The organism is Parabacteroides sp. PM6-13 (assembly GCF_029892605.1).
In the GTDB taxonomy this organism is placed as follows: Bacteria; Bacteroidota; Bacteroidia; order Bacteroidales; family Tannerellaceae; genus QVMG01.
Genome location: NZ_JARXWF010000010.1, coordinates 43,935 through 58,782, shown reverse-complemented (window position 1 = coordinate 58,782; position 14,848 = coordinate 43,935). Strand labels below are relative to the sequence as shown.

General features: G+C 48.9%; 10 protein-coding genes. 8 read left to right on the top strand and 2 right to left on the bottom strand.

Going from position 1 to position 14,848, the window contains the following annotated elements; genetic code table 11:
• Nucleotides 1-2: 2 nt before the first annotated feature.
• Both M2134_RS10480 and M2134_RS10475 read right to left on the bottom strand, forming a co-directional pair.
• Nucleotides 3-359 carry a hypothetical protein gene (locus M2134_RS10480; RefSeq protein ID WP_280750655.1) on the bottom strand — a complete coding sequence of 119 codons (357 nt, stop codon included), beginning with the start codon at nucleotides 357-359 and terminating at the stop codon, nucleotides 3-5.
• Nucleotides 356-919 carry an RNA polymerase sigma factor gene (locus M2134_RS10475; protein WP_280750654.1) on the bottom strand — a complete coding sequence of 188 codons (564 nt, stop codon included), beginning with the start codon at nucleotides 917-919 and terminating at the stop codon, nucleotides 356-358. Before M2134_RS10475 ends, M2134_RS10480 begins: the two co-directional genes overlap by 4 nt.
• 163 nt (nucleotides 920-1,082) lie before the next feature.
• Here M2134_RS10475 and M2134_RS10470 point away from each other — a divergent pair, with 163 nt between their 5' ends.
• The 8 genes from M2134_RS10470 (at nucleotide 1,083) to M2134_RS10435 (ending at nucleotide 14,756) form a co-directional block, all read left to right on the top strand.
• Nucleotides 1,083-1,484 carry a DUF6249 domain-containing protein gene (locus M2134_RS10470; RefSeq protein WP_280750653.1) on the top strand — a complete coding sequence of 134 codons (402 nt, stop codon included), beginning with the start codon at nucleotides 1,083-1,085 and terminating at the stop codon, nucleotides 1,482-1,484.
• 1,285 nt (nucleotides 1,485-2,769) lie between these two features.
• A complete protein-coding gene (locus M2134_RS10465) occupies nucleotides 2,770-4,524 on the top strand; it encodes an AraC family transcriptional regulator (RefSeq protein ID WP_280750652.1) in 1,755 nt (584 codons plus the stop codon).
• A 139-nt stretch (nucleotides 4,525-4,663) separates the two neighbouring features.
• Nucleotides 4,664-7,777 (top strand): SusC/RagA family TonB-linked outer membrane protein, encoded by a 3,114-nt coding sequence (locus M2134_RS10460; protein WP_280750651.1) that lies wholly within the window; start codon nucleotides 4,664-4,666, stop codon nucleotides 7,775-7,777.
• 18 nt (nucleotides 7,778-7,795) lie between these two features.
• A complete protein-coding gene (locus M2134_RS10455; RefSeq protein ID WP_280750650.1) occupies nucleotides 7,796-9,232 on the top strand; it encodes a RagB/SusD family nutrient uptake outer membrane protein in 1,437 nt (478 codons plus the stop codon).
• A gap of 22 nt (nucleotides 9,233-9,254) precedes the next feature.
• Nucleotides 9,255-9,959 (top strand): DUF4843 domain-containing protein, encoded by a 705-nt coding sequence (locus M2134_RS10450; RefSeq protein ID WP_280750649.1) that lies wholly within the window; start codon nucleotides 9,255-9,257, stop codon nucleotides 9,957-9,959.
• Nucleotides 9,960-9,992: 33 nt separating this feature from the next.
• On the top strand, nucleotides 9,993-11,579 hold the full coding sequence (locus tag M2134_RS10445) for a PKD-like family lipoprotein (RefSeq protein WP_280750647.1): 1,587 nt from the start codon (nucleotides 9,993-9,995) through the stop codon (nucleotides 11,577-11,579).
• Nucleotides 11,580-11,587: 8 nt separating this feature from the next.
• On the top strand, nucleotides 11,588-12,766 hold the full coding sequence (locus M2134_RS10440) for a TlpA disulfide reductase family protein (RefSeq protein ID WP_280750646.1): 1,179 nt from the start codon (nucleotides 11,588-11,590) through the stop codon (nucleotides 12,764-12,766).
• Between the two features lie 34 nt (nucleotides 12,767-12,800).
• The gene (locus tag M2134_RS10435; protein ID WP_280750645.1) at nucleotides 12,801-14,756 is read left to right on the top strand and encodes a cytochrome c biogenesis protein CcdA; all 1,956 of its coding nucleotides are present in this window, start codon (nucleotides 12,801-12,803) and stop codon (nucleotides 14,754-14,756) included.
• Nucleotides 14,757-14,848 lie beyond the last annotated feature (92 nt).

Here is a 14,848-nt window from a genome sequence, read left to right as displayed (position 1 = left end):
ATTTATAAATTCTCTTTATGCTTTTGCCGGTAACGCTTGCGCATGATGTAGTCGCCGCCAAGCAAAAGCAGTACCAAGCCGCCAATATAGAAATAAAAAGGCAAAGAGGAAAGTGCCGAAACCGAAATTGTTATTTTCGGTATCTCCAGGTAGATAATGGCAAAGACGGCCAATGTGATGATAGCCAGCGAGGCAATGATCACCGCTAATAGCCCCAACCGCTCGTTGCGCTTGCGGATACGTGCCGCTTCGGCTTCGATCTTCCACATCATATGCCTGCGGAAATCTTCCGGGAGCGATTCGCCGGGCAGTTGCCGGAAGAGATTGCCTAAAAAATCCTTTTCTTCATATCGGTTCATAGTTGTTTCTCCTTTTCTTTCATTAATAATGCATACAGCCGCTTTCGGATGCGATGCAGTTTTGTTTTTACATTTGATTCCGTCAGCCCGGTAATGGCCGACACCTCCTCGATCGATTTACTTTCCATATAAAACAGGAGGATGATAAACCGGTCGTCGGGCGATAATTGCGTCAACGCCTTTTCCAACAGCGCAATCTGCTCGGAATGATCCGTATGCCCCAAGCGGGATTCGATCTCTTCTTCCGATACATTCTCGATCTGTGTCTCATCAATCGCCAGGAACTCCTGCTTCTTTTTCCGCGCTTCCGAAATGGCTGCATTATAAGCAATGCGGTAGAGCCAGGTCGAAAAGCTGCTTTTCCCCTGAAAAGAAGAAAGGTGACGGTAGACCTTCATAAAGACATCTTGCGTCAGTTCCTCCGCATCTTCCCGGCTGGTCACCACCCGGGCAATCAATGTGTGTACCTGCTGACTATATCGGTCGATTAAACAGGCGAAACAGGAAATATCACCCTCCTGTATCCGCTGCACGTAATATATGTCGCTATACAACTCCATTTATATTGTATGGACGCAAACCGAACTTATAGGTTACACCCTCTAAAGGTAAAAATAAAAAAACAAGAATGATTTTATTTTCTCGCGTAAAGTGTAACCTGTCGCAAAGAGGTGCGTCAAATAGGCAAACGAAATATATTATTCATTCTAAAACAATACGATTATGATGGAGTTTATTACTATTCCCCTGGTGGTGGGAATATGCGTAGCCGGTGTTTACGGACTTTTTGATTTGTTTGTTCGCAAAAAAGAGCGCTTGGCTATTATCGAGAAAATGAGCGAAAAGATCAGTTCAATCGCCTTCGACGGGAAACTAACCCTGCCCAGTTTCAACCGCTTCTCTTTTAGTGCCTTAAAGATAGGGTTCCTGATGGCCGGAATCGGTTTAGGACTATTGGTCGCTTTTTTCTTGAATATAGCATTTGCGGATCTTATCAAAGGCAACGACTGGCATCAACGCGAAGTGACCTCTGTGCTCTATGGAGCCTCCGTCCTGTTATTCGGTGGCATCGGTCTGTTGGTTGCTTTTATTATCGAAATAAAGATCAATAAGGATAAGAAATAAATAGACGCAAAGATCCCATGGCTTTCAGCCATGGGATCTCCGTTCCTTTCAATTTTCCAAAATTTGAAGATTCTCTTTATATGGCTGAAAGTCACAGCGGGCCTGGAAGGCCGAGTCCCGGAGGGACGATGACTTAGCCCATGGGTAAGCAGGCCGGAGGTCTGCGCCACCCTGGGTGTCATAACGATACAAGAAATCGAGTTCTGAAGGAACGATAGATAGTATGATAGGATATATGGTGAAAGGTTCTGTAAATAGTGAATTTCTTCTTTCGTTCCTTCAGAACTCATTATTTATATACCCTCTAAACCCAGGGTGGCGCAGACTTTCAGTCTGCTTACCCGTGGGCTAAGTCTTCGTCCCTCCGGGACTCGGCCCTTCAGGCCCATTGTGGCTTTCAGCCATTTTATCTCCGTTCCTTCAAACTTTACAAAATTGGAAGGCTTTCACTAAATCCCGCAGGGATTTCCTATTCGTAACCGCGGGTGTAGCGAAGCAAACCCGTGGTAGATAGACAAGATCTACTCTCCGAGCAACCCCGAAGTGGGTTGAACCCATTCCGGGTTCGTTAGTTATTATTAGCGGAATACCCCCGGTTGTTCGCTTCGCTCTCTAACCGAGGGTTACGAATAGGAAATCCCTGCGGGATTTAAATTATTTCAGTGCGCCTCGCCCACCTTCAAATTTTCCAAAATTGGAAGATTCCCACAGAGCGCCGCAAGCGCGATTTAACCCAGCCCATGGGTGACCGTAGGGAACCCTGGGTATCAGAGTATAATAATAATGGAGTTCTGAAGGAACGACTATATATATAATACTCAATGGTCACTCCTTCAGAGTTCCATTTAGTGTAACCTAAACGACCCAGGGTTCCCTAACGGTCACCCATGGGCTAAGTTGAATCGCGCTGGTAGCGCTCCTTGGGAATCAAATATTCCAAAATCTGAAGATACGACCTTAAGCCTCCCCTTGGGGGAGGTTGGAGGGGCTGACCTTCAAATCTTCCAAAACTTGAATATCCCCAAACTTACATTTTGTCAAAAACGCCCGACTATTTTTCCGAAAACGTAGGGGTATTTAAAATTAGTCCTGCGAGTAACACTTTTTAACGTATCATATTGTAAGGCAAAATCCGGTTTTTGCTTACACTTTGTATTTTGAGGTATCTTCCTCTCCGCAGCCACTTTCTTTGGTGGGAAACAGAAAAAAACCATTTAAATTCCTTAACTTTGTCTAAGGGGATTCCCTGCCATAGTCATATTATTCACTCGAAAGGCGCTTGTTTATGCGATACTACTACCTGTTTCTTGCACTGCTCTTATGGTGTGCCGCCCCGGCGCATGCACAAAAAGAGATGCAGGAAATCGTGCAGCAAAAGGCGCTTCTCGAAAAAGATCCGGATAATGTAGAGCTATTGAAAAAGATCTGTTTCCTCTACCTGCACAAGGCAGACTACGACCAGGTTATCCATTATGGAGAGAAGCTGTTTGATATCGGTTTTGAACGGCAGGATTATGAAAATGCCATTCTCTACGCACATATATGCCTGGGGCAGGCCAACCTGATGAAGGGCAATCGCAGCGCCTTCAACCACCTGGGACAGGCGCAGTCCTTGGGATTATCTTTCAAGAAAGACTCGGCACTTTGCTCCATCTACAACGGACTGGGCTTATATGCCTCCAATATCGATAAGGACTATTATTCTGCCATACATTATTTCTTCCAAGGCATAGAGGCGGCCAAACGATGCGGACACGAACAGCTTCATTCGCTCCTGTTGGTGAACCTCTCCGGCATCTATTTCCTGAAAAGGGATCCCGCCGGATTGAAATATTCGTTGGAGGCCTACGAACTGGGGCATGCAAAAAACGATGTATATACCATCTATTGCAGCAGCATCGACGCCGCTTATTTGTATTTTCTGATGGAAGACTATGAAAAAGCGCTGCAATACATCAAAGAGGCGGAGTTTATCATGATTCGCAACGAGTTCTACAACCAGGCAAAGGTCTACGCGCTCTACGGACAGATACTCACTGCGCAAGGCGATCCCACCCAGGCGCTTGAATATTTTGAAAAGGGTCTGCTCGAAAGGGAGAAAAACCAGATCTCTTCGGTGGTGATCAATCTCAATGGCTATGCACAGGCGTTGAGGTTATTGAACAGAACCTCCGAAGCGATCGATCTGCTTAAGGAGGCGATCGATTTGTCGCGCACAAGCCATATGCCCATCTACCGTGATGAATTATTGAAAGAGCTGTCGGTCTGTTATGAATCCATGGGGATGTATGCCGAAGCATTGGATTGTCAGCGGCAGTATCATGTAGAGAGCGATAGCCTGTTCAGTGCCGACAAGGAACGAATCATCAGCGACCTGCGTGTCAAATATGATATGGAGCGTCATGAAAATATCGTTCAACAGCAAAAAATGGAATTGCTTCAGCAGGCTAAGCAGGAGCAATTATTGATCTTTATCCTGATTGTTATTCTGACGGTGGCACTCTTTTTCTACTATCTCTATCATCGTAAGAATCGTTTCTATCGCGCCATCGTGGAACAAAACAAAGAGGCTATCCGGCGAGAGCGCAACCTGGAATCGCAGATACAGGAATTAGAGCAACAGGCCGCCGCCGGAGAGAATGAAAAAAACGGTGAAATGGAGAAGTATGCGCAATCGTCGCTAACCGAAGAGAAAAAGAATTCCCTCTTTCTGCGCTTAGAGAAACTGATGCAATCCGAACAGATCTACCGCGATAATCTACTGACCAAAGAGAAGGTCGCCGAGCGATTAGACACCAACCGTACCTACCTATCGCAGGCGATCAACGAACAGACCAACCAAACCTTTACACAGTATATAAACCGCTATCGTATTAATGAGGCGGTGCGCCTGTTGAGTGATCCGGCCAACGACACGCCACTCAAAGCCATCTCGGCCGATCTGGGATTCAACTCCATGACCACCTTCTACAAACTCTTCCAGAACACCGTGGGTATGACTCCGGCGCAATACAAGAACAAGATTCAGGAGATACGTTAACTGCCAAGTCGCGCAGTGACTGACGACTACAAAATTTTCCATATAAGGCAATTGCCGTTTTTGGAAGCCCTTCCCATGCGGCTTTTCGTTATTTATTCCTTTTATTTGGACTCGTTAAATCAATACAAATTTTGGAAATATGATTAGAAATGCTATTTACTATTCAGGCCACAAGGTACGATGCCGCTGGTTTTTGATTGTCTTAGCACTGTTCACCCTGGGTAACCTCGTAACCTATGCGCAGAACACAAGAACAATCAGTGGTATTGTGACCGATGAAAGCGGCGACCCACTGCCTGGTGCGCATGTGATGCAGAAAAAAGTCAACGCGTCGGAGAGTTTGTTTGCCGTATCGACAGATGCGAACGGGCATTTTCATTTAGTGTTGCCCACTACAGCCAAAGAGATCGAAGTCTCTTTCTTAGGGTTTACCACCCAGGTGGTGACGTTGACATCCAAAGAGAGCTATCAGATCAAATTGTCGGATGCTTCCGAAGTGTTGGAAGAGGTGGTCGTAACGGGTGCTTTTACGCGTAAAGCTAACACCTATACGGGAGCTGTCTCTACGGTCAAAAGCGAAGAACTGTTGAAGATCGGAAACCAGAACCTGCTTTCCAGCCTGGCAAACCTCGATCCTTCCTTTGTGCAGATCGACAACCTGAGTGCCGGATCCAACCCCAATGCCATGCCTGACTTCCAGATGCGTGGACAAACGGGGCTGAATGACCTGAAAGGGGAATATGTTTCTAATCCGAACCAACCGCTGTTTATCCTGGATGGCTTTGAAACCAACCTGACAAAGATCATGGACCTCGATATGAATATGGTTGAAAGCATCACTTTGCTCAAGGATGCGACCGCGAAAGCTATCTACGGTTCGAAGGCAGCCAACGGGGTAATCGTAGTGGAAACCAAACGTCCGGAAGCGGGACGCATGAAGGTGACCTACAACGGAAGCCTGAACCTGGAACTGCCCGACCTGAGCAGTTACGATCTCTGTAACGCGGCTGAGAAGTTGGAACTGGAACGCATGGCGGGATTGTATTACAGCGACAACGCAGTGACGCAGATCGCTTATCAGAAAGAATATGAAACCAAACTGCGGGAGGTACTGGCCGGTGTCAATACCGACTGGAAAGCGCAACCGGTGCGCACCGGTGTAGGACAGAAGCATGCGCTCTACCTCGAAGGGGGCGACCAGTATATGCTCTATGGCGTCGACCTCTCTTATAACAATATACAGGGGGTTATGAAAGGATCAGACCGTTCGACCTTTGCGGGAGGCGTGACCCTTTCCTACCGGGTGAAGAACTTCCAGTTCCGCAACAAGCTTTCGATCACCTACAACGAAGCCAACGAATCGCCCTGGGGCAGCTTCTATACCTATACGACTATGAATCCCTACAGCCGTCTATACGACGAAAAAGGCCAGTTGATGCAGAGCTACAGCTATGTACCCGGTGGAACAAAGACGGCCAATCCGATGTGGAACTCCACGATCAATACAACCAACCTTTCTAAATACACAGATATTACCAATAATTTCTACGCAGAATGGAACATCTTGACCAATCTGAAGCTGACGGGACGCCTGGGACTGACGAAGAAAACCACCTCGCTGGATAACTTCAGACCGGCCTCGCATACCGACTTCATCAACTTCAGCGCGGAAGATATGTACAAAAAAGGGCGCTACTACAAGGAGAATGGCGATCATTTCAATATGAATGGTGACCTGGGTGTCAGCTATTCCATACAGATGGATAAGCATCTATTGTTCTTCAACGGACAGGTAAATTTCACCAATTACACCTACAATGCCTCTGCCATGCAGGCGGAAGGTTTCCCGAATGAGAACATGGACCATATCATCTTCGGTGTGCAATACGATACGGAGACGACCAAACCGACCGGATACGAAGGTATTTCGCGTAGCGTGGGTGGTATTGCTTCGGTGAACTACTCCTACGACGACCGCTATCTCTTCGACGGAAACTACCGCCTGACGGGTTCTTCCGAGTTTGGTGCCAACAACCGCTGGGGTTCTTTCTGGTCGTTAGGCGCCGGATGGAACATCCACAAAGAAAAGTTCCTGGAGGACAGTGAATGGCTTAGCCAGTTGAAGCTGCGCCTTTCCACCGGATATACCGGTTCGCAGGGCTTTAGTACCTACGAGGCGTTGGCAACGGTGAAATATTATGGCAACTACTCCTACAACGGGATGATCGGTTCCTACCTGGTAGGCTTGGCAAACCCTGATCTGCAATGGCAGAAGAAATATGATAACAGTGTGGGTGTCGACTTCGGCTTCCTGAAAGGACGACTCACCGGACGCTTCGACTACTACACGGCTACGACCAAGAGTATGTTGACAGACATCACCGTTCCCCAATCGACCGGATTCAGTACCTACCGCGAGAACATGGGCGAAACGGAAAACAAAGGTTTTGAAGGCTACCTGAATGCCCGCCTCTGGGAAGACAAAAAGACACGCAGCTATGTCAATGTGTTCTCCTCCATCTCACGCAACCGGAACAAAATCACCAAGATATCGAACAGCTTGCGTAAATTCAACGAAGATCAGGACGCCAATAAAGGCAAAGAAGAAAACGATGACAACAAGAGCAATATCACCGCTCCCTCCGTGCGTTACGAAGAGGGTGAATCGTTGAGCGCTATCTGGGCTGTACGTTCGTTGGGTATCGACCCGCAGAACGGGAAAGAGATCTACCTGAAAAAGGACGGAACCGTCACCTACGAATGGGATGCGGACGACCAGGTGGTTTGCGGAGACGCGCAACCGGAGTTCAACGGTAACTTCGGGTTCAATGCCGAAATAAACGGATTCGGTTTCGGTGCTACCTTCAATTATCGCTTAGGCGGACAGATCTACAACTCTACCTTGGTGAACAAAGTGGAGAATGCCAGTCCTTACTACAATGTCGACCGCCGGGTATTCACCGACCGCTGGCAGAAAGAGGGCGATGTGGCGCTTTATAAAGCGATCACCGATAAATCGTACACCCGTCCGACCTCTCGCTTTGTGGAAGACTATAACACATTGAACCTCTCCTCTGTCAATCTCTATTATGACTTCCGGAACTGCGCCTTTGTGAAGAACTCTTTCCTGGAACGCCTGAAGGTGACTGCTTATCTGAACGATTTGTTTATCATCTCTTCTGTGAAAACAGAGCGTGGTACCACCTATCCGTTTGCCCGTAGCTTCTCGTTTGCGGTACAGGCTACATTCTAACCATTAATACGAAACAATATGAAACGAAATATATTATTTATAGGAATCTCGCTCTTTATCGGCGGTCAGCTATTGACCTCTTGCGACGACTGGTTGGATGTGCGTCCTAAATCGGAGATCCCGACCGACCTGCACTTCGAGCGCGAAAACGGTTTCAAAGACCAGCTCACCGGTGTCTATACCGCCATGAGCCAAACCACCATGTACGGACGTGATATGTCGTTCGGATTGGTTTCTGTTTTGTCACAGGATTACGACCTGAAACCCAACAGTATGTATCGCTATGCCGGCGAATACAACTACGAAGAGACAAGCACCAAAGGCTATATCGACCAGATATGGACACGCACATATAACCAGATTGCCAACCTGAATGTGCTGCTTCAGTACATCGACGAAGTGGATCCGAATATATTCAGCGACGACAACCACGACCTCTACAAAGGGGAAGCCTTGGGATTGCGCGCCTTCCTGCACCTCGATATGCTGCGTCTCTATTCGCCTTCGCCTGCCAGCAACGGCCAGGCCAGCGGAGTGCCATACGTCGATAGCTACGGAAAAGGCATTACCGGGCAGAAAACCGTCACGGAAACCCTCGATCTGATCATTGCCGATCTGTTGAAAGCGGCCGATTTGTTACAGGTAGATCCTTTTCTGTTGGATGAAGACTACAAGGTACGTTATGCCCGCCGGGTTTATTTCAACTATTATGCCGTGATCGGTACGCTGGCACGCGCCTATCTCTACAAAGGCGATCTGGCCAAAGCCTTGGAATATGCCAATATCATCATTGAAGAGGGCGAAGAGGATAATAGCAATTTCGGTTGGACGCACTATTCTTCGATTGAAGTATCCCAAGAGGAACAATGCAACCGTATATTCAGAGACGAAACGCTTTTCTATCTCAACATCAAAGATCTGGATAACATTGTGAAATATTATTTCACCTCATCGTCGGGCAACAACACGCTGACCCCTTCCGACGACAAAGCCGATCAGATCTTTGAGAAGACAAGTAAAGGCTATGGTAACGACTACCGCATGCTGAAAGGTTTCTCTTACGATGGCGACGGCAAATACTTTTGGAAATACCACCAGTATGTAGGCGGCGCGTATAACGATGTGATGCCTGTGATCCGTAAGTCGGAATCCTACTACATCGCTGCGGAAGCCTTGAAAGAAAGCAACCCCGCGCGTGCTATCGAGTTATTGAATATCGTGCGTAGCTACCGCAATCTGAAGGACTTTGCCCTCGAAAGCAATCTGACACCCCAGCAGATCCAGGAGGAAATTGGCAAGGAATACCGGAAAGAATTCCTGGGCGAAGCACAGATGTTCTATTATTACAAACGATTGAATGCCCCGCGTATCGAAGGAGCTGCGGTCAATACCAGTGACAATGTATATGTATTGCCGATGCCGGACAATGAGATCGAATTCGGAAATCGCAAATAACCATTTAAAAGAATGTAAGACAATGAAAATAACGAAAATAATCTTCTTATCGTCCCTGTTCGCCTTGTTGTGGACATCCTGCCAGAACGATGGCTTTTATTATCAGGACGAAGCGCGTGTGCGTCTGGAAGGCCCGAAGGAATGGGCGCTCGAAACCGATTCGTTGGCCTTCTCCTTTGCCGCTTATCCCTCCGAGATAACCCGGCAAGAGATGAATATGAGCCTGTTTGTTATGGGATACAACTCGCCTGCTGAGCGGAAAGTGAAACTACGTGTTGTCTCTGAAAAGAGCACCGCCAAGAGCTCTCAATACGAGATGCCCGCCGAAGTGACCATTCCGGCTAACGCCTATAATGCTAATTTCACAATTACCCTGTTGCGTACCGAGGAGTTATTGCAGGAAACGGTTCGCCTCTATATCGAGATAGAGCCATCAAGCGACTTCACCTCCGGCGTGATTGAGCAGGATCATTTCCTGTTGAAATGGAACGATGTGTTGAGTAAACCACAAAACTGGGATACCGAATTGAAAGAGTTCTTCGGCGCATACAGCCAGACCAAACATCGTTTTATCATCGATACCCTGGCGATTGGCGAATTCAAAGACATGAACTGGGCGGAACTAAACAACTATAAGATCCGCATGAAAAACGCGTTGACCGCTTACAACCAGGCCAATCCGGGCAATCCGCTGACCGACGAGAACGGACAGTTGGTGACCTTCTAAATCATCTATTATATCATTCTAAACAGATCAATCATGAAGAGAATAATAAAAAACATACTTATCGCCCTTCTTCTGACGGCAGGACTCTATAGCTGCTATCAGGACGACGGCAATTATATCTACCTCAGCGAAAGCGAGGTGGGCGTGATAGAGATCGATACCGTGGGCGTAGAAAACCGCACCGCCTTTACCTACAACTACTATCCGGGTGACACCATCCGCATGAGTCCACGCGTCAACTATCCTTATCCGGAGAATCTGACCTATGCCTGGATCGCACATCCCTATCCTTACAAAGAGGTGCAGGTGGGCAACAGCATGGTCTATCCCGCGCCCGATACCCTTTGTCGCACGTTGGAAATTGATTGGAAGGTGAACCTGGCGCCGGGTATGTGGGCGTCCTACTTAGTGGTGGAAGACACCGTGCGCGGACTCCGGAGCACGATGAAGATGCAGGAAATGTATTTCAACATCCTAAAGGCGGGAGCCAAAAGCGGTGCCTACATACTTTCGGAGTATAACGGGCAGACCGATATCGACTTTTACACCAGCGCTCTTTGCCTGATCTACGGAGGCGATTCGTTTATTCCCCGCTATTATAGCAGCTTGAGCGGAGAGACGCTTTCCGGCAAGCCCTCCTTTATCAGCTACGGAAAAGACTACTACTACGCCTTCACCGAAGAGAATGGTTATCGCCTCAACTTTTCCGGCCTGGAATTGATGGAGACATTCGACAATATGTTCTACTCCCTGCCGACCTATGCGCCGCAGACCATGAAGTATATCAACGAATGTGAGTTCCTGATCAACGACGGTAAATTGCATGTGCTCTATACCGGCAAGGCCAACGACCGCAAATTCTCCGCACCCATCGGGGGCAACTACCAGGCAGCCACTTACCTAAGCGACGAGACACGTGTGAGCTGGGGTGCCGTCACCGGCGCCATCAATGCCGACCAGGTGATATTCGACACTAAGAGCCAGGGCTTCCGTCCCTACTTCCCAACAGCGACAGAGGTCAGCGAGTTTAAAACCACCTCGGCCGATGCCATTATCGACGCCAAACGCCTACCGGCAGAACCGCTGTTTATCGGTGCCGGAGAAGCCGGGAAAACCTATGCGCTTATCGAAAAGGAAGGGAAGATATACCTTTACATCCTTAAGTTCAGCAACGTGGTCGACAATGGCGACCTGAGCGGAAACGGCGCCGGATCGATCATCGACCTGAGCGACTGCCAGGACATCCGGAACGCGAAGTATTTCACCGCCAACTACCACGGCTCCGCCTTCTACTACGCGACCGAAAAGGGCGTCTATTCCTTCTCGCCCAGCTCCGGACAGACCACGGCTACCACCATTTACGAATGCGAAGGAACGGATGAAGTGACCTGCCTGCATGTCTTTTTCGGACAGGGTGGCGGCGGTTTCCCGTCGGCAGGTAATGTGTTGTGGATCGGTGTATGGAACGAAAACAGCCAGAAGGGTAGCCTTGTGGAGTTCGAGGTAGACCCCTATAGCGGCGCACCCCGTTGGCAGTGGGGAGGTATGTTTGCTCCCGACCATGTCAACCCGCAGATCACCACCGGATTCGGAAAGATAAAGTCAATAACAGCTAAATAAACAAAAACATGAATCTGAAAACAATTCTAAGTACAACTCTTTGCAGCCTATTATTAGTGGCAGGCTGCACACCACGCCAGGCTACTTCGTATACCATCAACGGAGAGATCGAAGGACTGCCAGCGGAGGCTGTGATACAATTCACTCCCATAAGTCATGATTCAGAAATGCCTATAGCCGAAGCAGTAGCGGTCAACGGTAAATTCACCCTCAAGGGACAGATGGAAGAGCCCCGGGCAGTAAGACTGAGTGTAAAAGATACCTACGGCTCCCAACTGATGATGTTGGAGAATGCCGATATCACTATCAACGGGAAGCTAACAGAGAGCAAAGCCTATGACGGCACTACACAGTATGATTTTTCCGGGTTGAATGTGACAGGATCTCCTCTCACCAAGAAGTATATGGAGCTATACAGCATACGCGGCAAAATGGATGATATTTACAATGCGCATCACGAAACCTATGCGGAGGTGCACGCCAAGCTATCAGCCCTACGTCAGGAGAAAAACGAGGCTGCGTTGGAAGAATTTACAAAAACCGAGGAATACAAGGCGATGGCCGAATCGGAATCAAACTTCTTCCAGACCGTCAGTTCCTCTTATGAGCAGCTTGTGATGGACAATAAAGATACGTTCTGGGGTCCTTTGATGATGATCACCCTCACCTCGTATCTGGGTGAAGAACAAAAGTCTTGGTATGAGGCCTTCTCTGATGAAGTAAAACAGAGCTATTACGGAAAAAAGGTAAAAGAAGAACTCTATCCCGCCGGACAGGTAGGGTCTGAAGTCGAGGCGTTCACGATTGAGGATGCCACCGGTAAAAAGGTTAGCTTAGACGAACTCTGTCAGGGTAAGAAGTATATCCTCCTGGACTTTTGGGCCTCCTGGTGTAACCCCTGCCGCAAAGAGATTCCGAACCTGAAGAACCTGTATGCGCAATATGCCGACAAAGGTTTCGAGATTATCAGCATCTCGATCGACAAAAAAGCAGAAGACTGGGAAAAAGCGCTCGAAGAGGAACAGCTCCCATGGCCTAATTTCTTAGACAAAGGCGAGATCGCCGCGCTCTATAAGATAAAATTCGTGCCTACCATGTATCTGATCGATGCCGAAAAGGTCATGGTCGGCGAGAACCTTCGGGGCGAAGAGCTGGCTAACAAACTGGAGAGCCTGTTTCAACCCTAAAATTCCTTCCCTCTCTTAACAACGCGAATTCACTATGAACACAAAACTAATACAACTCTTTTTATTAATCCTCTGGGGGAGTGTTTCCGCTTTTGCTCAAATACAGGATCCTGTTGTTTTCAGCACCAAGTGGAACACCCTCGCCCCCGGGGAGGCGGAAATTGTTTTCACCGGAGAGATCGAACCGGGCTGGCATGTCTATTCAACCGCCCTGCCCGACGACGGCCCCACCTCGGCTACGTTTCATATCGAGCAGATCGTAGGTGCTGAACTGGTGGGAGAACTGACTCCCGTCGGCGACGAGCAGGAAATGTATGACAAGATTTTCGAAATGCAACTGCGCTACTTCGAACAAAAAGCCACCTTTGTGCAAAAGGTGCGCCTGACCGAAGCGGACTATTACCTGCGAGGCTATATGGAGTATGGCGCCTGCGACGATGAGCGCTGCCTGCCGCCTACCAGCGTTGAGTTTTCCTTTGGCAAAGAGCCCGGCACCGCTTCTGTGGCGATCGCTCCCGAAGGAGGGCAAACACCGGCTCTCGGCAATGCCGACTACTGGAAACCGGTGATCACCGAACTGAACAGTTTCGGCGATCAGACGGCGGAAGCATCCGATCGTTCCTGGCTCTATATCTTTTTGACCGGACTACTCGGTGGCCTGTTGGCCTTGTTCACCCCCTGCGTATGGCCGATCATTCCCATGACGGTCAGCTTCTTCCTCAAACGCACGAAGGATAAGAAAAAAGGGATACGCGACGCCTGGACCTATGGCGCCTCTATCGTTGTGATCTACCTGACGTTGGGTATCGCTATCACCCTGATATTCGGGGCAAGCGCGCTCAATGCGCTCTCGACCAATGCGGTGTTTAATATCCTTTTCTGCCTGATGCTGCTGGTGTTTGCCGCCTCCTTTTTTGGCGCCTTTGAAATCACGCTTCCCGCGAAGTGGACAACGGCTGTCGACAGCAAAGCGGAACAGACCACCGGACTGCTCAGCATCTTCCTGATGGCTTTCACGCTCGCATTAGTCTCCTTCTCTTGCACCGGGCCGATCATCGGTTTCCTTCTGGTAGAGGTCTCTTCCACCGGAAGCATCATCGCACCCGCCATTGGTATGTTGGGATTCGCCATTGCCCTGGCGCTTCCTTTCACCCTTTTCGCCCTCTTCCCCTCCTGGCTCAAATCGATGCCCAAATCGGGCGGATGGATGAATGTGGTGAAGGTCACCTTGGGCTTTCTGGAACTGGCATTCGCTTTGAAATTCCTGTCGGTGGCCGACCTGGCTTATGGCTGGCGCGTCCTCGACCGGGAGGTGTTCTTGGCGCTCTGGATCGTGCTCTTCTTCTTGTTGGGCGCCTATCTGTTGGGGAAGATCAAATTTCCGCACGACGATGATAACACAAAGGTGAGCGTTCCGCGCTTTTTCCTCGCCCTGGCCTCGCTGGCTTTTGCCGTTTATATGATACCGGGCTTATGGGGAGCACCGCTGAAGGCGGTCAGCGCTTTCTCGCCACCGATGAAAACACAGGATTTCAATCTATACACCCGCGAGGTGCATGCGCAGTTCGACGACTTTGACGCCGGCATGGAATACGCGCGCAAACAGGGCAAGCCTGTTATGCTAGATTTCACCGGCTATGGCTGTGTGAACTGCCGGAAAATGGAACTGGCGGTATGGACCGACACCCAGGTAAGCGGATTGATCAACGAAGACTATGTGTTGATCACCCTCTTTGTCGACGACAAAACGCCCCTTGCGACGCCTCTCACGGTAGAGGAATACGGGAAACAGCGAACATTGCGTACGATTGGCGATAAATGGAGCTATCTGCAACGCGCGAAGTTCGGCGCCAATGCCCAACCCTTCTATGTGTTGATCGACAACGACGGCATGCCGCTGAACAGCCCATACGCTTACGATGAAGAGGTATCGCGCTACGTAGAATTCCTGCAAACCGGTCTGCAAAACTATGCGAAAGGTTTGAAATAGATCGGGAGATAGGAAATAGGAGAAAGGAAATCTACCTGATTTTTTTATTCTCACCCGCATGAGAATTTTTTCTCACGCGGGTGAGAATTTTT

Bases quoted from the DNA above. Each gene is read 5' to 3' on its own strand.
- M2134_RS10475 (WP_280750654.1), bottom strand. From the start codon at position 919: ATGGAGTTGTATAGCGACATATATTACGTGCAGCGGATACAGGAGGGT.
- M2134_RS10470 (WP_280750653.1), top strand. From the start codon at position 1,083: ATGATGGAGTTTATTACTATTCCCCTGGTGGTGGGAATATGCGTAGCC.
- M2134_RS10455 (WP_280750650.1), top strand. From the start codon at position 7,796: ATGAAACGAAATATATTATTTATAGGAATCTCGCTCTTTATCGGCGGT.
- M2134_RS10460 (WP_280750651.1), top strand. From the start codon at position 4,664: ATGATTAGAAATGCTATTTACTATTCAGGCCACAAGGTACGATGCCGC.
- M2134_RS10480 (WP_280750655.1), bottom strand. From the start codon at position 359: ATGAACCGATATGAAGAAAAGGATTTTTTAGGCAATCTCTTCCGGCAA.
- M2134_RS10450 (WP_280750649.1), top strand. From the start codon at position 9,255: ATGAAAATAACGAAAATAATCTTCTTATCGTCCCTGTTCGCCTTGTTG.
- M2134_RS10445 (WP_280750647.1), top strand. From the start codon at position 9,993: ATGAAGAGAATAATAAAAAACATACTTATCGCCCTTCTTCTGACGGCA.
- M2134_RS10465 (WP_280750652.1), top strand. From the start codon at position 2,770: ATGCGATACTACTACCTGTTTCTTGCACTGCTCTTATGGTGTGCCGCC.
- M2134_RS10440 (WP_280750646.1), top strand. From the start codon at position 11,588: ATGAATCTGAAAACAATTCTAAGTACAACTCTTTGCAGCCTATTATTA.
- M2134_RS10435 (WP_280750645.1), top strand. From the start codon at position 12,801: ATGAACACAAAACTAATACAACTCTTTTTATTAATCCTCTGGGGGAGT.